The sequence below is a fragment of the Nocardia sp. NPDC051030 genome, assembly GCF_040683015.1.
Lineage (GTDB): Bacteria > Actinomycetota > Actinomycetes > Mycobacteriales > Mycobacteriaceae > Nocardia.
On the sequence record NZ_JBFBCD010000001.1, the window covers coordinates 708,844 to 731,725 of the forward strand.

Genomic DNA, 22,882 nt, shown 5'->3' on the forward strand with positions numbered 1-22,882 from the left:
TCAGTCGGCGGGGATGACGCGGGTTTCCTCGCCCGCCTCGTCGGTCGCGTCCGTCGGGCTGGCGAACCAGTGGGTCACTTCGCCTTCGTCCAGGTCGGCGGCGACGTCCTCGGTCGGGAGGACCGAGAGCGCGCCGGCGGTGGCGGAGGTGAGGAACTCGCCGATGGCCGGGAGGCCTGCCGTGGCCGTGGTGTAGGTGGTCGACTCGTAGTCGATCTCGTTCTCGGTGCGCAGGGTGGCGGCGCGGTCGAGAGCCTCGGCCTGGGTGAGGGTGGCCCAGGTGCCGGTGGCGTCGCGGTAGACGAAGGCCGGGTCGGCCTCGGTCAGGGGGCGCACGCGGTCCGTGTAGGTGACCGGGTGCGCCGGGCGGGCGGCGAGATCGGCTTGGACCTTCGGGTCGGCGGGAACCAGCCAGCGGACGGAGCTGGCGGCCGGTTCCTGTGCGATGCCGAAACCCGCTCCGGCGGCGAGGATCTCACCGAAGGAGAGGCCTTCCGCGAACAGGACCGCGGCACCGGCCTTCTGGATGGCCCAGACGGCGACGACCGAGTCGACCGAGCGCGGGAGGGCTACGGCGACAATGTCGCCGGGGCCCGCGCCGCGATCGATGAGCAGGCGCGCCAGCTGCGAGCTGCGGCGGTCCAGGACGTGGTACGCGATTTCCTGGCCGTCGGACAGCAGCGCCGGGGCCTGCGGGTCCTCTTCCACTACCTCGGCGAGCACATTGGCCACCGTGCGGGAGCCGACGCGGGCCGGTTCCACGGCGGAATCGGTGGCGGTGACCGCGCTTTCGGCGAGGATGCGGGCGCGTTCGGTCTCATCGAGGATATCGATATCGCCGACGAGGCCCTCGGTCTCGCCGAGGAGTGCGTCGATCACCCGGTTCAACCGTGCGGCAAGGGTTTCCACCTCGTCGACGGTGAATCGGCTGTCCAGGTACCGCATGCTGATCTCGATGGTCTCGGCGGCCATGACCACCAATGTCATCGGGTAGTGGGTGTTGTCGTTGACGCCGACACCGCTGACCGCCATGCCGTCGATGCTGCTGGCGGAGGCGATGGCGTCGGAGTCGATCGGGTAGGACTCGAACACCATGAGCGTGTCGAACTGCGCGCCCGCACCGGCCACCCGCTGGATGTCGGAGAAGCCGATGTGGTGGTGCTCGAGCAGGTCGGCCTGATCGCGCTGGACGCGTTCGAGCAGTCCGTCCACGGTGAGGCGGTCATCGACGCGGATGCGCACGGGCACCGTATTGATGAACAGACCCACCATGGATTCCACGCCCGGCAGGTCGGCGGGGCGGCCGGAAACCGTTGCGCCGAACACCACATCGCTGCGGCCGGTGAGCCGTCCGATCAGGATGGCCCACGCGGTCTGCACCATGGTGTTCACCGTGACGCCGAGCTTGCCGGCGTGCGCGGTGAGGCGTCGGGTGCGGTCGGCGTCGATCTCGGTCACGACGCGACCGATCTCGAACTTCTCCTCCTTGCGGGGAGCCGGGGCGAGCTGGGTCGGCTCGGAGACGCCGGACAGCGCCTTGGTCCAGGCCTGCAGCGACTCTTCCCGGTCCCGGCCGGAAAGCCAGCCGAGGTAGTTCCGGTACGAGGTGACGCGCGGCAATGCGGACAGGTCACCGCGCACCGCGTACAGCACCAGCAGGTCGCGCATGAGCAGTGGCATGGACCAGCCGTCCACCAGGATGTGGTGGGTGGTGATGACCAGGTGCCACTGGTCTTCCGTGGTGCGGTACAGGGTGAATCGCATGAGCGGCGCGGCCGCCATGTCGAAGTGCGTGGTGCGATCGTCCTCGATCATTTCGCGCATGCGCGAAACCCGCTGCGCCTCGGGCAGATCGGTGAGATCCACCTGACGCCAGACCGGATCGGCCTGCTCCAGCACGATCTGCACCGGCTGGCCGTCATTGTCGGTGACGAACGCCGTCCGCAGGTTCGGGTACCGGTCCACGATGGCCTTGGCGGCCGCGTGCAGCCGCTCGGCATCCACCGTGCCGGTCAGGTCGAGCACGGCCTGCATGGTGTAGACGTCGACCGCGCCCTGGCTCTGCGAGAGCAGCGCCTGGAACAGCAGACCGGACTGCAGCGGCGAGAGCGGCCACACCTCGGTGAGCGCCGGGTAACCCTTCTCCCACACCTCGATATCGGACTGCGTCACCTTGACCAGCGGCATATCCGACGGCGTGTAGCCACCCGCGTCGGGATGCTTGGCGTGCGTGGCCAGCGCGGTCAGCGCCGCCACGAACAGATCGGCGAACTCCTGCACCCGTTCCCGGCTGAGCAGGCCCGTCGGGAAGGCGAAGGCCGCGCCCAGCTGCGGGCCGTCCTCGCCGTCGGTGACGATGGCATTGATATCGAGGGTGGCATTGGCGGGCATGTCGAGATCCATGTCCGCGTCCAGCATGCCCAGGTCTGCGACCGGAGCCCAGCCCAGCTCGGAAAGCTGTTCAGGCACTTCACCCGTGGACACGCGGCCCAGGTAGTTGAAGCTGATCTGGCCGACATCGCGCAGCTGCGCGCCCGTCTCCGGGTTGAGGTAGCGCAGCAGACCGAAGCCGAGACCCTTGTCGGGCACCGACAGCAGCTGCTCCTTGACCGACTTGACGATGTCGCCCAGGGCTTTTCCGCCCTCGAAGGCATTGTCGAAGTCGATCCCGGCCAGGTCCATGCGCACCGGGTAGGCGCTGGTGAACCAGCCGATGGTGCGCGAAAGGTCCGCGCCCGCAACGACTTCCTCTTCACGGCCGTGGCCCTCGAGCTTGATCAGCGCCGCATCGCCGCCGCGCCAGCGCACGACCGCCATGGCCAGGGCCGACAGCAGACCGTCATTCACGCCACCGCGGTAGCGGCGCGGGATGGCGGTGAGCACCGCGTCGGTGATCTCGGCGGGCAGGGTGACCTCGACGCGCTCGACGGTGGCGAAGGTGTCGATCGCCGGATCGAAGGCGCGCGAGCCGAGCAGCGGATCGGGGGTGTCCACGACCTGCTGCCAGAAGGCCAGCTCCGCAGTGCGTTCCGGGGAGGCCGCCGCATCGACCAGGGCGTGCGCCCAGCGTCGCATGGAGGTGCCGTTCGCGGGCAGGGCCACCGGCTGACCGAAGGCCAGCTGGGACCAGGCGACCGCGAAGTCCGGAATCAGGATGCGCCAGGAGACGCCGTCGACCACGAAGTGGTGGGCGGCGATCAGGAGCACATCGCGGCGGGTGCCGCCCTCGACGGGGGTGAAGGCGAACCAGACGAACTGCATCATGGCGGCATTGGCCGGATCGAGTCGGCCGAGGGCCGCATCGAGTTCGGCACTGGCCGCGCGGGACAGGTCCTCATCGGAGATGTCGGCGGGGAGCTCGACGCGGTGAACGAGCGAGTCGATATCGACCGCGCCGCGCTCGAGGGCCTCGAAGGACCAACCGTCCGTTGCGTTTCCGCGCAGGCGGGACCGGAGCACGTCGTGGTGGTCGAAGACCGCCGACAAGGTGTCGACCAGAACGCTGCGGTCGATGCCATCGGGCATCCGCAGTGCCATGGACTGCGAGAACCGCTGGTAGGTCGAGCCACTGGCCAGGATTGCCGTCATGATCGGGGTCAGCGGGATATCGCCGACTCCGCCGCCGGGCAGTTCTGCCAGGCGCTGCTGCTCTTCGTCGCCGCCGAATACGGCGACCTCGGCCAGTCCGGACACGCTGCGGTGCTCGAACACATCGCGCGGGCTGAACAGGATGCCGCGCGCCTTGGCCCGCGACACCAGCTGAATGGACAGGATCGAGTCGCCGCCGAGCGCGAAGAACGAATCGTCCGCACCGACCTGCTCGACGCCGAGCACCTCGGCGAAGACCGCGGCGATCTCGGCCTCGATATCGCTGACGGGGGCACGGAATTCGCGGGGTGCGAGGACCGGCTCCGGCAGGGCGCGACGGTCGAGCTTGCCCGCCGGGGTCAGCGGGATCTCATCCAGGACCGTGATCGCGGTCGGCACCATGTACTCCGGCAGGCGTGCCGCGGCATGCTCGGTGAGCGCGACCGTGTCGATGGTGCGACCGGCGACCGGCAGCACGTACGACGCCAGGATGGTGGCCCCGGCTTCGGTCTTATGGCCGAGAGTGACCGCGAAGTCGACATCGTCGTGCGCGGTGAGCGCGGCGTCGATCTCGCCGAGTTCGATACGGAAGCCACGGATCTTGACCTGGAAGTCATTGCGTCCCACGTACTCCACGACGGAGTTGCCCGCCGCGTCGCGACGCCAGCGCACGACGTCACCGGTGCGGTAGAGGCGGTCTCCCGGCTCACCGTACGGATCGGCGACGAAGCGTTCCGAGGTCAGACCCGGGCGGGCGTGGTAGCCGCGCGCCAACTGCACACCGGCGACGTACAGCTCACCGGTGACGCCCTCGGGAACGGGATGCAGGCGCGCGTCCAGAACCATGGCCCGCATACCGCGGACCGATCCGCCGATGACGACGGTATCGCCGGGCGCGAGCGCGTCGGAGATATTCGTCGCGATGGTGGCTTCGGTCGGGCCGTAGGCATTGTGGAAGCGGCGCGGTCCGGCCGGGTTGACCGACCACTTGGCGACCAGATCCGCGGACACCGCTTCACCACCGGCGATGATGACTTCCATCGCCGCCAGGTGCTTCGGATCCAGCGAGGCCAGCACCGACGGCGTGATGAGGCCGTGGGTGACGCGTTCGCGGGCGATCAGCTCGCCGAGTTCCTCGCCGCCGTAGGTGCCCGGGGGCACGACCACGAGGGCTCCGGCCGCACCGAGTGCGAGCAGCAGTTCGAGCACCGAGGCGTCGAACGACGGCGACGCGAATGCCAGTGCGCGCGAGGTGATGTCGAGGCGGTACCGCTCGACCTGCTCCTGAGTGAAGTTCGCCAGACCCGCGTGGGTGACGACGACGCCCTTGGGCAGGCCGGTCGAACCGGACGTGTAGATCACGTACGCCGCATGCGCCGGGCGAATGGCTCCCCAGCGTTCCGCATCGGAGATCGTTGCGGGCGAATGCGATTCGATCTCGGCAATGACGACCGGATCGTCCAGGGAGATCCACCCGGCCAGGCTGGCGACCGGCGGCAGCGCCGCGGCCTCGGCCGTCACGGTCAGGCCCAGGGTGGCTCCGGAGTCTCGGACCATGTGCGCGATGCGATCGGCCGGGTAGGCCGGGTCGACCGGGACGAAGGCGGCACCGGACTTGGCGACCGCCCACACCGCGAGCACGGATTCGAAGGAGCGCGGAATGGCAACGGCCACTCGCACATCGGGTCCGGCACCGCGTTCGATGAGCACTCGCGCCAGGCGCGAGGAGGCCGCATCGAGTTCGGCGTAGGTGAGGGCCTGGCCGTTGAAGACGACCGCTTCCCCGGCCGGGTTCGCGGCGGCCGCGGCGGCCATGATCTCCGGCAGGGTCTGCGTGGGCACCACCGCGCCACCCGTGCGGGTGAGCAGATCGGTGCGCTCGTCGGCGGCGAGGAGGTCGAGATCGCCGACCGGCTGCTGCGGCTGTGCGGCGATCTGCTCGAGCAGCTTGGTGAAGCGCTGCGCGAACACCTCGACGGTGCCGTCGTCGAACAGGTCACGGGCGAAGGCGAATTCGGCGTACATGCCCGCACCGGCTTCGCGAATGGTCAGTGACAGGTCGAATTTCGCCGTCTCGGCGTCGAATTCGACCGCGGCGACCCGGAGTCCGGGCAGTTCGAAGCTGCTGTCGGGCAGGTTCTCGAACGAGAGCGCCACCTGGAACAGCGGATGCCGTGCGGTGGAGCGCTCGGGGTTGAGGGCCTCGACCAGACGCTCGAACGGCAGGTCCGCGTGCGCGAAGGCCTGCAGGTCGGTGTCCTTGGCCGTGCGCAGCAGTTCGGCGAAGCTCAGCTGTCCGTCGACCCGGGTGCGCAGCACCAGCGTGTTGACGAACATGCCGATCACATCGTCGAGTTCGGCTTCACCACGACCCGCGATCGGGGTACCGATGGCAATGTCCTCGGTGCCCGACTGCCGCGCCAGGAAGACCGCGAGCGCGGCGTGCACGACCATGAACATGGTCGCGTTCTGCTCGCGGCCGATCTTCTGGAGTGCGCGATGCAGTTCCGCGCCGATCGGGAAGAGCACCTTGCCGCCGCGGAAGGACTGCGTATTGGGACGCGGCCGGTCGGCGGGCAGGTTCAGCTCGTCGGGCAGATCCGCCAGCGCGGTGCGCCAGTAACCCGCCTGGGCCGAGATGAGGCTTTCCGGATCGCGCTCGTCGCCGAGCACCTCGCGCTGCCAGATCGAGAAGTCCGCGTACTGCACGGGCAGCGGGGCCCAGCCCGGTTCGACGCCGGAAGTGCGTGCGGCGTAAGCGATCATCACATCGCGGGTGAGCGGGCCCATGGACCAACCGTCGGCGCTGATGTGGTGAGCGACGAACACGAGGACATGCTCGACCGGGGCGGGCGCGGGGGCCCGGCGTCCGGTGACCTGGGCCAGGTTGTGCTCGCCGACCGCGCGGAGCGTGGCGGCCTCGAGCGCGGCGGCGATATCGAGGGCTACTGCCTCGTGCTCGCCGATCTGCTCGGGGGCCTCGCCGGTGTCGACGCGGAACAGCTCGGCGCGCAGCGGCACCTCGGTGGTCACGTCGAAGCCGGTCGAGATGACGGCGGCGATCCGATCCCGAATCTCCTCTGCCGACACGGTGATCGGCGACAGCTCCGGCACAGCCTGGGCGGCCGGGACGATCTGCTGTGTGGCCGCGCCGTCGACCTGCGGGTAGATGGTCCGCAGGGTCTCGTGGCGGCCGATCACATCGGCGACGGCCTGCCGCAGTGCGGCCACATCCAGGTCGCCGGTCAGGCGGACCGCGACGGGGATGTTGTAGGCCGCCGAGGCGGTGTCGAACTGGTTGAGGAACCACATGCGCTGCTGTGCGAGCGACAGCGGGACCTGGGCGGGACGCGGCTGGGCAGTGAGGGCCTTGCGATCACCCTGTCCCGCATGCTGTTCCACCTTGGCGGCGAGTCCGGCGACCGTGGACGCCTCGAACAGGGCACGCACCGGAACCCGGGCATCGAGCGCGGCACCGATGCGGGCGGCCACCTGGGTGGCCAGCAGCGAGTTGCCGCCGAGGGCGAAGAAGTCGTCGTCCGCGCCCACGCGTTCGGCACCGAGCACGTCGGTGAACACGCCCGCCACGATCTCCTCGATGGGAGTCGACGGCGCACGGAAGGCGGTGGTCTCGAACTCGGGCTCCGGCAGGGCCTTGCGGTCCAGCTTGCCGTTGACGTTCAGCGGCAGGGCGTCCAGCACGACGAACGCGGCCGGGACCATGTACGACGGCAGCGCTTCGGCCAGCGCCGACTTCACCTGCGCCACATCGACACCCACACTGGTGGGCACGAGGTAGGCGACCAGGCGATCACCGGTGCGGGCATCCGAGCTGGCCAGTACGGCGGTCTGCGCGATCTCCGGCAGCGCCAGCAGCGCGGCCTCGATCTCGCCGAGCTCGATACGGAAGCCGCGGATCTTCACCTGGAAGTCGGTGCGGCCCCGGTACTCCAGCTCGCCATTGGCATTCCAGGCCACCAGGTCACCGGTGCGGTACATGCGCTCGCCCGGCTCGAAGGGGTTGGCCACGAAGCGATCCGCGCTCAGATCCGCACGGCCGAAGTAACCGCGCGCCAGCTGCGCACCGGACAGGTACAGCTCACCCGAGACACCGACCGGCACCGGATGCAGGCGGGCGTCGAGGACGTACACCCGCGAATTCCATTCGGGCGCACCGATGGACACCGAGATCTGGTCGGCGTCGGTCACCGCGTGGTTGGTGATCGAGACGGCGGCCTCGGTCGGGCCGTACAGGTTGTACAGGTCGACCTCAGGGAAGGTCGTCCGGAGCCGCTGCGCGAGCGAGCCCGGCAGGGCTTCACCGATGGCCAGCACGCGCCGCAGCCCGCCCAGACCCGAATCCTCGGTGTTGCCGACGGTATCGGCCAGCAGTGCGTCCAGCATGGACGGCACCACATGCAGCGTGGTGACCCGCTCACGCGCCATCAGCTGGTTCAGATACGACGGATCGCGATGGCCATCCGCCGAGGCGATCACCAGACGGCCGCCCGAGACGGCTGCCGACCAGAATTCCCAGACCGAGAGGTCGAAGGTGGCGGCGGTCTTGAGCAGCACCGCGTCATCGGCACCCAGGCCGAATTCGGCCAGCTTCCACTGCAACTGGTTGGCAATGGCGGCGTGCGGGAGCGCGACACCCTTGGGGCGGCCGGTCGAGCCGGACGTGAAGATCACGTACGCGGTATTCGAAGCACGCAGCGGGGCAACACGTTCCGCATCCGTGACCGGTGCGGTGTCGATCGCGGCCAGGTCCAGCTCGTCCATCCGCACCAGCGGCGCGACATCGGTGCTGAACTCCGCATCGGCGTTGGTGAGAACGCAGACGGGTGCGGCTGTCTCGAGGATGTATCCCGTGCGGTCGGCAGGCTGATCCGGATCGACCGGCACGTACGCGCCACCGGCGACGGAGACGGCGTACATGGCGACGACCAGATCCACCGAGCGGCGCAGCGCCAGCGCGACGCGGGCCTCCGCGCCGACACCCATCGAGATCAGGTGGCGGGCAAGGCGGTTCACCCGGGCACCGAGCTCGGCGTAGGTGAGGACCTCGCCGTCCGGGCCGATGAGAGCCACGGCGGTCGGCTTGGCCGCCACGGTGGCATCGAGCAGCGACACCAGGGTCGCGGCACGGTCGGTCGCGTGCTCGGTCGCATTGCGGGCGACCAGCAGTTCGGTCCGCTCGGCCGGAGCCAGCAGCTCGAAATCGCCTGCGGCCGTGGCCGGTGCAGCGATGATCTCGCCGAGCAGACGCACGAAGCGGTCGGCGAAGCCCTGCACGGTCGCGTGATCGAACAGGTCGGTGGCGTAGGTGAAGAAGCCGGTGATACCGGCCGGTTCGCCGCCGTCGCCGTAGCGGTCGGTCGCGATGAGGTGCAGGTCGAACTGCGACAGCGCGGTGTCGAAGTCCAGGCCGGACACGGTCAGGCCGGGCAGTTCCAGGCTGGTCTGGGCCAGGTTCTGGAAGGACAGGCCGACCTGGAACAGCGGGTGCCGCGCGGTCGAACGAACCGGGTTGAGCACCTCGACGAGGCGCTCGAACGGCACGTCGGCATTGGCGAAGGCCTGGATGTCGGTCTCACGCTGCGTGGACAGCAGTTGGGTGAAGGGGGTGTCGGCGTCGACCCGGGTGCGGAACACCAGGGTGTTGACGAACATGCCGATCAGGTCGTCCAGGGCGGCTTCGCCACGGCCCGCCATCGGGGTGCCGATGGCGATGTCGTCGGTGCCGGACAGTCGCGCGAGCAGTACGGCCAGCGCGGTGTGCACCATCATGAACAGCGTCGCACCCTCGGCGCGCGCCAAATCGATGAGCGCACGGTGGGTTTCGGCATCGATGAGCACCTCGACCTTGCCACCGGCGAAGGTCTGCACGGCCGGACGCGGACGGTCCGACGGCAGGTCCAGCTGATCGGGGAGATCGGCCAGGGCCTGCTTCCAGTAGGCGACCTGCTTCGAGGCGAGCGATTCCGAATCGTCTTCGCTGCCAAGCAGTTCGCGCTGCCAGATGGAGTAGTCGGCGTACTGGACCGAGAGCGGGGTCCAACCCGGTTCCTGACCCATGGCCCGGTTGGCGTACGCGGTCATGATGTCGCGGGTCAGCGGGGCCACCGAGGAACCGTCCGCCGAGATGTGATGAACCACCAGGGCGAGAACGTATTCGGGGGTTTCCGAGCCCTCGATGCGGTAGACCGCGACCTTCAGCGGCACCTCGGCGGTGACGTCGAAGACCGTGTTGGTCAGCGCCAGCACGGCGGCCGGGGCCTCGTCGGCGGTGACGGTCCGCACTTCGAGCACCGGCACGGCCTGTCCCGGCGGCAGGATGACCTGCACCGGGCCGTCCTCGGTCTGCGGGTAGACGGTCCGCAGGATCTCGTGGCGGGCAACGACATCCGCGATGGCAGCCTGCAAGGCGTCCAGGTCGAGCGCGCCGGACAGGCGCACCGCGACCGGCACGTTGTAGGCGGCGGACTCGGTGTCGAAGCGGTTCAGGAACCACATGCGCTGCTGCGCGAGCGACAGCGGGACGTTCTCCGGTCGCGGTGCGGCGGTGAGCGCCTTGCGGCCACCCGCACCGGCATCCTGTTCCACGCGCGAGGCGAGCGCGGACACCGTGGTGGCCTCGAACATGAGACGCACCGGCACCCGGGTATTGAGCGCCTCGCCGAGGCGAGCCGCCACCTGGGTGGCGAGCAGCGAGTTGCCGCCCCAGGCGAAGAAGTCGTCGTCCAGGCCGAGGCGGCCGTGCTCGACGTGCAGCACGTCGGCGAACACACCGGCGACGATCTGCTCGATCGGGGTGACGGGTGCGCGGAAGACCGCCTTCTCGAAGGTGGGTTCCGGCAGCGCCTTGCGGTCGAGCTTGCCATTGGCGTTCAGCGGCAGCGCCTCGAGCGGCACGAACAGCGACGGGATCATGTAGGACGGCAGTTCGGCCGCGAGGGCCGATTGCAGTGCCTGCTTGTCGAATTCGGCGGTGCCGACAATGTAGGCGACCAGGCGATCGCCGAGCGCCGGATCGGTGTGCGCGATGACCGCGGCCGAGGTCACGGATTCCTGGCGCAGCAGGGCGGATTCGATATCGCCGAGCTCGATGCGGAAGCCGCGGATCTTGACCTGGAAGTCGGTGCGCCCGCGGTAATCCAGTTCGCCCTTGGCGTTCCAGGCCACCAGGTCGCCCGTGCGGTACATGCGGGAGCCATTGTCGCCGAACGGATTCGCGACAAAGCGATCCGAGGTGAGGTCCGTCCGGCCGAAGTATCCGCGCGCCAGCTGGGCACCCGCGAGGTACAGCTCGCCGGAGACGCCGACCGGGACCGGCCGCAGGCGCTGGTCGAGAACGTAGACCTGGCTGTTCCATTCGGGCGAGCCGATGGACACCGAGATCTCGTCGGCGGTGGTCACCCGATGGCTGGTGATCGAGACGGCGGCCTCGGTCGGGCCGTACAGGTTGAACAGCTCGGTGCGCGGACGCTCCCGCAGCACGCGCTGCGCCAGCGGGCCGGGCAGCGCCTCACCGATGGCGAGGATGCGCCACAGCGAATCCGGCAGCCCGTCGGTGAGCAGGGCGTCGAGCATCGACGGCACCACGTGCAGGGTGGTCACCCATTCCCGCGCCATGAGCTCGTTCAGGTACGCCGGATCCTTGTGCCCGTCGGGTGCGGCAATGACCAGGCGGCCACCGCAGGCCACGCCGGACCAGAACTCCCACACCGAGAGGTCGAAGGTGGCGGCGGTCTTGAGCAGCACGGCATCGGCCGGGTCGAGACCGAATTCGGTGACCTTCCAGAGCAACTGGTTGACCACCGCGGCGTGCGGCAGGGCCACACCCTTCGGGCGGCCGGTGGAGCCGGAGGTGAAGATGACGTACGCGGTGTTCGCGGCGGTCAGTTCGCGCACCCGCTCGGTGGCGGTGATCGGCTTGTCCGAGTGGCCGGACAGGTCGAGCTCGTCGATGCGGAGCACCTCGGCCACCTCGGTGCTGAAACCGGTTGCGGCGGTGGTGAGTACGGCCGCCGGGGCGGACGTCTCCAGGATGTAGCCGACGCGCTCGGCGGGCTGATCCGGGTCGACCGGGACGTAGGCCGCACCCGACTTGGCCACGGCGTACATGGCGACGATCAGGTCCACGGAGCGCGGGATGGCCAGTGCGACATGGTCTTCCGCACCGATGCCGCGGGCGATGAGCTCACGGGCGAGGCGGTTGACGCGGGCATCGAGTTCGCGATAGGTGATGTTCTCGACGCCGTCCACGCCGTCGGCCACCAGGGCGACGGCCTTCGGGTCGTCGGCGACCGCATTGTCAAGCAGCGAGACCAGGGTGGCCTCGGTGTCGACGGCCTGCGCGGTGTTGTTCCACCGGTTCAGGATTCGGTCGTTCTCGGCCTCGTCCAGCAGGTCGATCTCGCCGACCGTGATGGTGGCGTCGGCCAGGATCGCGTCCAGCACCCGGACGAACCGGTCCGCGAAGGCGCGAATCGTGTCCGGGTCGAACAGATCGGTGGCGTAACCGAATTCGGTGAGGATCTCGGCCGGGCTGCCGTCCTCGTTGTACCGGTCGTACAGCGTGACGTGCAGGTCGGTCTTGGCCAGCTGCGATTCGAACTGGACCGAGCTGACGTGCAGGCCGGGCAGTTCGAAGGCGGTCTCGGCCAGGTTCTGGAAGGACAGGCCGACCTGGAACAGCGGGTTGCGGGCGGTGGAGCGGACCGGGTTGAGCACCTCGACGAGGCGCTCGAACGGCACCTCTGCATTGGCGAAGGCTTCCAGGTCGCGTTCGCGGACCTCGGCGAGCAGGTCGGCGAAGGTCGCGCCCGCGTCCACCGAGGTGCGGAACACCAGGGTGTTGACGAACATGCCGATCAGGTCGTCGAGTTCGCGTTCACCACGGCCCGCGATCGGGGTGCCGACGGCGATGTCGTCGGTGCCGGACAGTCGGGCCAGCAGCACCGCGAGGGCACTGTGCACGACCATGAACAGCGAGGCGTTATTGGCGCGCGCCAGTTCGTGCAGGCGGGCGTGCCGCTCGGCGTCGATGTCGAAGCGCAGCGCCTTGCCGTGGAACGACTGCGCGGGCGGGCGCGGCCGGTCGGTGGGCAGTTCCAGCTGGTCCGGCAGGCCGGTGAGGGCCTTGGACCAGTAGGCGACCTGCTGTGCGGCAAGCGATTCCGCGTCGGACTCGTCGCCGAGCACCTCGCGCTGCCACAGCGCGTAGTCGGCGTACTGCACCGACAGCGGAGCCCACTGCGGCACTTCACCATTGGCACGGGCCGCGTAGGCGACCATGACGTCGCGCGCCATCGGGCCCATGGAGGAGCCGTCGGCGGACACGTGGTGGACGGTGAAGGCCAGCACGTGCTGTTCGGTCTCGCTGTCCGTGATGCGGAACAGCTTCACCGCGAGCGGCACCTCGAGGGTGACGTCGAAGGTGGTGGCGGCGAATTCGATGACCTTGCCGAGCAGACCATCCTCGGCGACCGCATCGGGCACCAGCATGAGGTCGGACTGTCCGGCGGGCAGGATCACCTGACGCGGGCCCTGCGGCGAGCCCGGGTAGACCGTGCGCAGCACCTCGTGGCGGCTGATCACATCACCGATGGCCTGCTCGAGAGCGTTCAGGTCGAGCGCGCCGGTGAGCCGCACCGCGAGCGGGATGTTGTCGACCGCCGAAGTGGTGGTGTCGAACTGGTTGAGGAACCAGTACCGCTGCTGCGCCGGGGACAGCGGCAGCGTGTCCGGCCGCTCCCCCGCGACCAGGCGCGGGCGAGCCCGGCCGGATCCGGCATTGCGTTCCACCCGGGCGGCCATGGCCGCGACGGTGGAGGCTTCGAACAGGTCGCGCACGGCGAGCTGGGTGTCCAGGGCCGCGCCGAGGCGGGCGGTGACCTGGGTGGCGATCAGCGAGTTGCCGCCGAGTTCGAAGAAGTCGTCATCGAGGCCGACCCGGCCGACACCGAGGACGTCGGAGTAGGTATTGGCGACGATCTCTTCGATCGGGGTGGACGGAGCCCGGAAGACCTTGGCCTCGAACACCGGTGCGGGCAGCGCCTTGCGATCCAGCTTGCCGGAGGCATTGAGCGGGAAGGCTTCGAGCGCCACGAAGGCGGCCGGAACCATGTAGGACGGCAGCGCCTCGGCCAGCTCGGCGCGCACGGCCTCGATATCGAGGGTGCGGCCGGACTCGGGGATGACGTAGCCGACCAGCTGATCGCCGAGGCGCTCATCGGAGCGGACCACGACCACCGACTGGGCGATGGATTCGATGGCGGTGAGGGCGTTCTCGATCTCACCGAGTTCGATGCGCAGACCGCGCAGCTTGACCTGGAAGTCGGTGCGGCCGAGGTATTCCAGCTCGCCCGCTTCGGTCCACTTCACCAGGTCGCCGGTGCGATACATGCGCTCACCGGCGTGGAAAACGTCGGCGACGAAGCGGTCCGCCGTCAGTTCGGGGCGCGCGACATAGCCGCGGGCCAGCTGGATACCGGACAGGTACAGCTCGCCCGGGACACCGACCGGCACCGGGTGCAGGCGCGAATCCAGCACGTAGACGCGGGTATTGAAGACCGGAGCGCCGATCGGCACCGACAGCGTGTCGAAGTGGTCGACCTCGTGATAGGTGACGTCGACGGCGGCCTCGGTCGGCCCGTACAGGTTGTGCAGTCGGGCGTCGGTCAGCTCCAGGAGCTTCTGCGCCGTGACGGCGGGCAGCGCCTCACCGGAGGCGAACACCTGCCGCAGCGTCGAATCACCCGCGCTCGCACCGGATTCCAGTGCGGCCACGAAGACCGACAGCATGGACGGCACGAAGTGCGCGGTGGTGACGCCCTCGGCGGCGATGATGTCCGCCAAGTACGCCGGATCGCGGTGGCCTTCCGGCTTGGCCACGACCAGGCGCGCACCGATCTGCAAGGGCCAGAAGAACTCCCAGACGGAGACGTCGAAGGTGGCCGGGGTCTTCTGGAGCACGACATCGTCGGTGTAGAGGCCGTACTCGGTCTGCATCCAGACGAGACGGTTGACGATGGCCGTGTGGGTGACGGCCACGCCCTTGGGGCGGCCGGTGGAGCCGGACGTGAAGATCACGTAGGCGGCGTGGTCGCCACGCAGCGGGGCGGTGCGGTCAGCGTCGGTGATCGGGGCGTCGGAGTAGGCCGACAGGTCCAGCTCGTCGATCAGCAGGGTGCCTGCGGCGAAACCGTCACGGGCCGTGGTGAGTACGGCCACCGGCTGCGCGGTCTCGAGAACGTAGGCGTTGCGCTCTTCCGGGTGATCCGGATCCAGCGGTACGTACGCGCCACCGGCCGCGATGACGGCGTACATGCCGACCACCAGGTCGATGGAGCGGCGCATGCCGAGGGCCACATAGGAATCCGGTCCGACGCCCTCTGCGATGAGGTGGCGAGCCAGCTGGTTCACCCGGGTGGCGAACTCGGCGTAAGAGAGACTTATCCCCTCGAAGGTCACCGCGATCTCGCGCGGCGTCTGCGCGGCCTGGGTCTGGAACATCGACGCGAGGGTGACCTCGGTATCGATCTTCTTGCCGCCCAGCACGACGCGCTTCACGTCGTATTCGGTGGCGTTCCAGGACCGCACGACCCGCTTGCGCTCGAGGTCGTCGAGCAGCTCGATATCGCCGACGACCACGTTCGGCGCGGCGACGACCGCGGACAGCAGTCGGACCAGGCGATCGGAGAAGGCGGCGACGGTGCGCGCATCGAACATATCCGTGGCGTAGGCGAACTCAGCCGCCATGCCAGAGCCGTCGGCCCGCTCGGTGAGGTTCAGGTGCAGGTCGAACTTGGCGGTGACCACGTCCAGGGGCACGCCCGCGACCTGCAGACCCGGCAGCTCGAAGCTGGTCTCGCCGGTGTTCTGGAACGACAGCATGACCTGGAACAGCGGATGCCGCGCCTGCGAGCGAGCCGGGTTGAGGATCTCCACCAGGCGCTCGAAGGGCAGGTCGGCATGGCCGAAGGCGGCCAGGTCGGTGTCCTTGGTACGGGCGAGGAGTTCGGTGAACTCGGCGGCCGAGTCGACCGCAGTGCGCAGCACCAGGGTGTTGACGAACATGCCGATGGCGTCGTCCAGGACCTCTTCACCACGACCGGCCGCCGCGGTACCGATGGCGATGTCCTCGCCGCCGGACAGTCGGGCGAGCAGTGCCGCGAAGGCCGCGTGCACGACCATGAACAGGCTCGCACCGTTCTCACGGGCGAGCGCGTTCATGCCAGTGAGCAGGTCGGCGTCGATCGAGAACTCGTGCACGCCACCGCGGTTGGAGGCCACGGCGGGGCGCGGGCGATCCGACGGCAGGTCGATCTGGTCCGGCAGACCCGCGAGGGAGTCCGACCAGTAGGCGACCTGCTGCGAGATCAGCGAGTCGGCGTCGTCCTCGGAGCCGAGGGTCTCGCGCTGCCACAGCGCGAAGTCGGCGTACTGCACCGGCAGCGGAGCCCACTGCGGCGCAACGCCATTCGAGCGGGAGGCGTAGGCGAGCATGACGTCGCGGGCCAGCGGGCCGACCGACCAGCCGTCGCCGGAGATGTGGTGGACCACGAATACCAGTACGTGCGTGGGCTGTTCGGCATCGCTGACCTGGAAGATCCCGGCGCGCACCGGAACCGCCGCGGTCACGTCGAAGCCGGTGAGCACCAGTCCGGCGACCCGCTCGCGCAGCTCGGCCTCGGTGACGGCGATCGACTCCAGGCCCAGGGCGGTGATGACCTGGTCGGCGGGCAGGATCACCTGCACGCCACGGCCTTCCGCGTTCTCGGGGTAGATAGTGCGCAGCACCTCGTGCCGGTCGATCACATCGCCGACCGCGTTCAGCAGGGCGTCGATATCCAGTTCGCCGGTGAGTCGCACCGCCATCGGGATGTTGTTGACCGCGGAGGCGGTGTCGAAGCGGTTCAGGAACCACATGCGCTGCTGGGCCAGGGACAGCGGGATCTCCGCCGGTCGGGTCTGGGCCACCAGGGCGCGGCGGCTGCCGGTGCCCGTCTGGGCGGCGAGGCGCGCGGCCAGGGCGGCCACGGTCTGCGCCTCGAACAGGGTACGGACGGGGACTCGGGTGTCCAGGGCCGCGCCCAGTCGTGCGACCACCTGGGTGGCGATCAGCGAGTTGCCGCCGAGCTCGAAGAAGTCGTCGTCCGCGCCGACGGGCTCGGACAGGCCGAGGACCTCGGCGAAGACATTCGCGACGATCTCCTCGGCCGCGGTGGCCGCGGCCCGGAACTCGCGGGCGGCGAATTCCGGATCCGGCAGTGCGCGGCGGTCGAGCTTGCCATTGGCACTGAGCGGGAAGGCTTCCAGCGATACGAACGCGGCCGGGACCATGTAGGACGGCAGCTGCGCGGACAGGTGGGCGCGCAGGGCGTCCACATCGACCGTGCCCGCCGCCGGGATCACATAGCCGACCAGGTTGTCGCCACGCACGACCACGACCGCCTGGGCGACCGACGCGTGAGCGGTGAGCGCGGCCTCGATCTCGCCGAGCTCGATGCGCAGACCGCGCAGCTTCACCTGGAAGTCGGTGCGGCCGAGGTAGACCAGCTGCCCCTCATCGTTCCAGCGCACCAGGTCACCGGTGCGGTACATGCGCTCGCCCTGGCCGAATGGGCTGGCGACGAAGCGATCCGCCGTCAGGTCCGCACGGCCGAGGTAGCCGCGAGCCAGCTGCGTGCCGGTCAGGTACAGCTCACCGGCGACACCCGCCGGGACGGGGTGCAGGCGCGCGTCGAGCACGTAGGCCCGGGCATTGGCGACCGGCGCACCGATCGGCACCGCACCCGACACCCGGTCGGCGACCGGTGCGTAGGTGGCGTGCACCGTGAATTCGGTGGGGCCGTACAGGTTGTGCAGTTCGGCCGGGCTGACCCGGCGGAAGGCATCGACCTCATTGGAGGTGAAGGCCTCACCGGCGATGAGCAGCGCCCGCACCGAGGTGAGCGCCTCCGGTGCCACGCTGCCCGCGAACACGCTCAGCATCGACGGCACGAACGAGGTGATGGTGACCCGCTCGGCGGCGATCACCTCGGCCAGGTACTGCGGATCGCGGTGACCATCGGCGGTGGCGACGACCATGCGGGCACCGACTGCCAAGGGGCCGAACAGTTCCCACACCGACACGTCGAAGGTGGCCGGAGTCTTGAACAACACCACGTCATCGGCGGTGAGGGTGTATTCCGTGGTGATCCAGCGGATCTGGTTCACGGCGGACGCGTGCGAGACCGCGACACCCTTGGGACGGCCGGTCGAGCCCGAGGTGAAGATGACGTAGGCGATGTTCGACGGGCGCAGCGGCTGCCTGCGCTCGGTGTCGATGACCGAGGCGTCGTCGTAGGCGCTCAGGTCGAGCGCGTCGATGGTCAGCACCGGTGCCGCAGCGGTCGCGAAGCCATCGCGGCCGACAGTCAGAACGACTGCCGGACGGGCGATTTCGAGCACGTAGTCGATGCGGTCCGCGGGCTGGTCGAGGTCCAGGGGCACGTATGCGCCACCGGCCTCGAGCACCGCGTACATGGCCACAACCAGGTCGATGGACCGGCGAATGCCGAGCGCCACCGTGGTGTCCGGGCCGACGCCGGATTCGATGAGCTTGCGGGCCAGGCGATTCACCCGGCTCGCGAGCTCGGCGTAGGTCAGGTTCCCGGTCTCGCCCGTCAGTGCGGTCGCACCCGGCTTGATCAGGGCCTGAGCCTTGAACATCGAGACCAGCGTGTCCGCGGCATCGAGATCGATGGTGGTGTCGTTCCACCGCGAGAGCACGAGGTCGCGCTCCGAGCGATCGAGCAGCTCGATATCGCCCACGGCCCGCTCCGGCTGCGCGGCAATCGCTTCGAGCAGCTGGTTGAACCGCGCGCCGAACCGCTCCATGGTGGCGGCGTCGAACAGGTCGGTGGCGTAGATGATTTCGGCGGTCATGCCGGACGGCGCGCCTCCGAAGCCATTGCCGGACACGTGATGTGCCCCGGTCTGCTCGGTGAGGACCAGCTGCAGATCGACCTTGGCGGTCTCGATCGGCAGGTCCACGCCGCTGACCGTGAGGCCCGGCAGTTCCAGTTCGGCCGGTCCCATGTTCTGGAACGACAGCATGACCTGGAACAGCGGGTTCCGGGCCTGCGAACGCACCGGGTTGATGATCTCGACCAGGCGCTCGAACGGCAGATCGGCGTGGCCGAAGGCGGCAATATCGGTGGCGCGCACCGATTCCAGCAGCTCGGTGAAGCCCTTGCCCGCGTCGATCGGGGTGCGCAACACCAGGGTGTTGACGAACATGCCGATCAGGTCGTCGAGCGCGCGTTCACCACGACCGGCGACCGGCGTGCCGATGGCGATATCGGCCTCGCCGGACATCCGCGACAGCAGGGTCGCGAGCGCGGCGTGCGCCACCATGAACAGCGTGGCACCCCGGGTGCGGGCCAATTCGGCCAGCTTGGCGTGGGTTTCGGCCTCGATGACGAAGGTATGCGTCGCACCGCGACCGGAGGCCACGGCGGGGCGCGGGCGGTCGGACGGCAGGTCCAGCTGGTCCGGCACTCCGGCCAGGGCTTGCTTCCAGTACGAGATCTGCTGCGAGATCACCGATTCCGCGTCGGACTCGTCGCCGAGCACCTCGCGCTGCCACAGGGCGTAGTCGGCGTACTGCACTTGCAGTGCCTGCCAGGCCGGTTCGCCACCCTCGACGCGAGCGCCGTAGGCGGTCATGACATCCCGGGTGAGCGGGCCCATGGAGAAACCGTCGGCGGAGATGTGGTGCACCACCAGCGCGAGCACATGCTCGGTGGGGCTGATCTCGAACAGGCGGGCCCGGAACGGCACCTCGGCGGTGACGTCGAAGCCGGTCAGCACGAGCGCCGAGAGCGCCTGCGGCAGTTCGGCTTCGGTGACGTCGATCGGGGTCAGGTCGGGGATGACCTGGCCGGTGGGGACGATCTCCTGATACGCGGTGCCGTCGACCTCGGGGTAGCGGGTGCGCAGCGACTCGTGACGCGCCAGCACATCGGCGACGGCGATCTGGAGGGCCTGACGGTCGACCAGACCGGACAGCCGCACGGCCGCCGGAATATTGTCCACGGCCGATTCGGGATCGAACCGGTTGAGGAACCACATGCGCTGCTGCGCCAGGGACAGCGGCAGCTGCTCCGGACGCTCCTGCGCGGTCAGCGCCTGGCGAGCGCCCGCGCCGGAATGAACCTCGGCGCGGGCCGCAAGGGCGGCGACGCTGGAGGATTCGAAGATCTCCCGGACGCCCAGGTGGGTGTCCAGCGCGGCCGACAGGCGCGCCGCCACCTGGGTGGCGATGAGCGAGTTACCGCCCAGCGCGAAGAAGTCGTCGTCCAGGCCGACCCGGGCCAGGCCCAGGATCTCCGCGTAGACACCGGCCACGATCTGCTCGACCGGGGTGACCGGGGCGCGGAAGACCGCGGCCTCGAACACCGGCGCGGGCAGGGCGCGGCGGTCCAGCTTGCCGGAGGCATTGAGCGGGAACTCGTCGAGCACGATGACGATCGACGGCACCATGTACGCGGGCAGGCTGTCGTGCAGCTCGGCGCGCACGCCGTCGATATCCACGGTCCGGCCCGGAGCGGCGACGACATAGGCGACGAGCTGATCGCCGGTGTGCTGATCACCGCGCACCACGACCACCGACTGCGCGATGGAACCGACTGTGGTCAGCGCGGTTTCGATCTCGCCGAGCTCGATGCGCAGACCGCGCAACTTCACCTGGAAGTCGGTACGGCCGATGTACTCGAGTTCCGCTCCGCCTCCCCGCGCTTCGTCCGCGGTCCAGACGACGAGGTCGCCGGTGCGGTACATGCGCTCGGACTGGCCGAACGGGTTGGCCACGAAGCGATCCGAGGTGAGGTCGGGGCGCGCCACATACCCGGTGGCGAGCTGATCGCCCGCCAGGTAGAGCTCACCCGCGACACCCACCGGAACCGGACGCAGTCGCGAATCCAGCACGTACACCTGGGTGTTGAACACCGGACGGCCGATCGGCACGCCCTCGGTGTCGGCGACGCCCACCCGGTGGTAGGTGACGTCGACCGCGGCCTCGGTCGGGCCGTACAGGTTGTGCAGCTCGCCGCCGGTCAGCTCGCGCAGGCGATGCGCGGGCTTGGGCGAGAGCGCCTCACCGGAAGCAAAGACCATGCGCAGGCTGGTGCACTGCACCGCGGCGGGTTCGGCCACGAAGACCGACAACATCGACGGCACGAAGTGAGTGACCGTGACGCCTTCGCGGGCAATGAGTTCCGCGAGGTAGACCGGGTCGCGGTGGCCGTCGGGCTTGGCCACGTGCAGGCGCGCACCGATCTGGAGCGGCCAGAAGAACTCCCAGACGGACACGTCGAAGGTGGCCGGAGTCTTCTGGAGCACAACGTCTTCGGGGGTCAGGCCGTATTCGGACTGCATCCACACCAGGCGGTTGACAATGGCCGAGTGCGGCACGGCCACACCCTTGGGGCGGCCGGTCGAACCGGAGGTGAAGATGACGTACGCATTGTTCGACTCACGCAGCGGCATACGGCGATCCGCATCGGTGAGCGGCGCACCGGAGTAGCTGGCCAGGTCGAGCAGATCGATCCGCACCTGCGCGGTATTGATCGGGAGGTCCTCGCCGGAGGTCAGCACGGTGACCGGATCGGCGGTGGCCAGGATGTATTCGGTGCGGTCGGCCGGGTGATCCGGGTCCAGCGGCACGTACGCGCCACCGGCCACGGTCACGGCGTACATGCCGACAACCAGGTCGATGGAGCGGCGCATGCCCAGCGCCACAAACGATTCCGCGCCTACGCCACGCTCGATGAGCCAGCGCGACAGGCGATGCACCCGGTCGGCGAAGTCGGCGTAGGACAGGCTTGTGCCCTCGAAGCTCACGGCAATCGCGTCGGGAGTCCGGGCGGCCTGCGCCTCGAACATGGCGACCAGCGTCGATGCCGCGTCGCCGGACGTCAGGTTGTCCGTACGTACGGCCACCGCGGTGTCCACGTCGTACGCGGTGTCGTTCCACGTCTCGACCACGAGTTGCCGCTCGGCGGCATCCACCAGCTCGATATCGCCCACGGCCGCACCGGGTTCGGTGGTGATGGCGGTGAGGACGCGCAGCAGGCGGTCCGCGATGCGGTGGACGGTGTCCTCGTCGAACAGGTCGCGCAGGTATCCGGCGCGAATCCGCAGGCGAGTGTCCAGCTGAGCGATGAGGGTCAGCGGGTAGTGCGTGGCGTCCGCGGCGTCCAGACCGATGACGGCCATACCGTCGATATCGGCGGCCTGCGCCCGAATCCCTTCGGCGTCAACCGGATAGGACTCGAACACCACGAGGGTGTCGAAGAGCCCGCCGACCTTGGCCGCCGACTGGATGTCGGCCAGGCCCACATAGTGGTGATCGAGCAGATCGGCCTGCTCGCCCTGGGTACGGGTGAGCAGCGTGCGCGCCGATTCGGCCGGGTCGAAGGAGACCCGCACCGGCACGGTATTGATGAACAGGCCCACCATGGATTCCACGCCCGCCAGCTGCGCGGGGCGGCCGGACACGGTGGTGCCGAAGAGTACGTCGTCGCGGCCGGTGAGGCGGCCGAGCAGGATGCCCCACGCGGTCTGCAGCACCGTGTTCGGGGTGACGCCGATGTCCGCGGCCAGCGCGGTGAGGCGCGAGGTCGCCGTCTCGTCCAGGTCGAAGAAGTACTCGCCGGACAGTGCGGTGATCTCGTGGCTCGGGTCCGGACGCGTCAGCAGGGTCGGCTCGGAGACGCCGTGCAGCGCCCGCTGCCAGGCCGCGATGGACGCCGAACGATCCTGCTGCGCAACCCATTCCAGGAAGTAGCGGTAGGACCGCACGGGCGGCAGCACGGCGGTGTCGGAATGCGTGGCGTACAGGACCAGCAGGTCCTGCATGAGCAGCGGCATGGACCAGCCGTCGAGCAGGATGTGGTGGTTGGCCACGGCCAGCTGCCAGGCGTCTGCGGCGGTCTGCACCAGGGTGAAGCGGATGAGCGGCGGTTCGGTGAGGTCGAAGCGCTGCAAGCGATCCGCGTCGATGACATCGCTTGGGTCGCCGGTAGCGGTGCGGTCGTGTTCGGTGAACGCCACCCGCACACCGTCCAGCACCACCTGTACGGGAGTGCCGGAAGCATCGGAAACGTAAGCGGTGCGCAGGATCTCGTGACGATCCAGCAGCGCCTGGGCGGCCGAACGCAGGCGATCGGCATCCACGCGCCCGGTGAGGGTGAGCACCGCCTGCGCGGTGTACACGTCCACCGAGGTGGCGGCCAACTGC

At 69.1% G+C, this 22,882-nt stretch carries 1 protein-coding gene (cut by a window edge); it reads right to left on the bottom strand.

Features of this window, described 5'->3' with window-relative positions:
- On the bottom strand, window positions 1–22,882 hold the 3' portion of the coding sequence (locus AB0N05_RS03265) for a non-ribosomal peptide synthase/polyketide synthase (protein ID WP_364686944.1). 21,140 nt of this gene lie beyond the right edge of the window; the window shows 22,882 of its 44,022 coding nt (coding positions 21,141–44,022); the start codon falls outside the window, past its right edge — the gene reads right to left on this strand; its stop codon occupies window positions 1–3.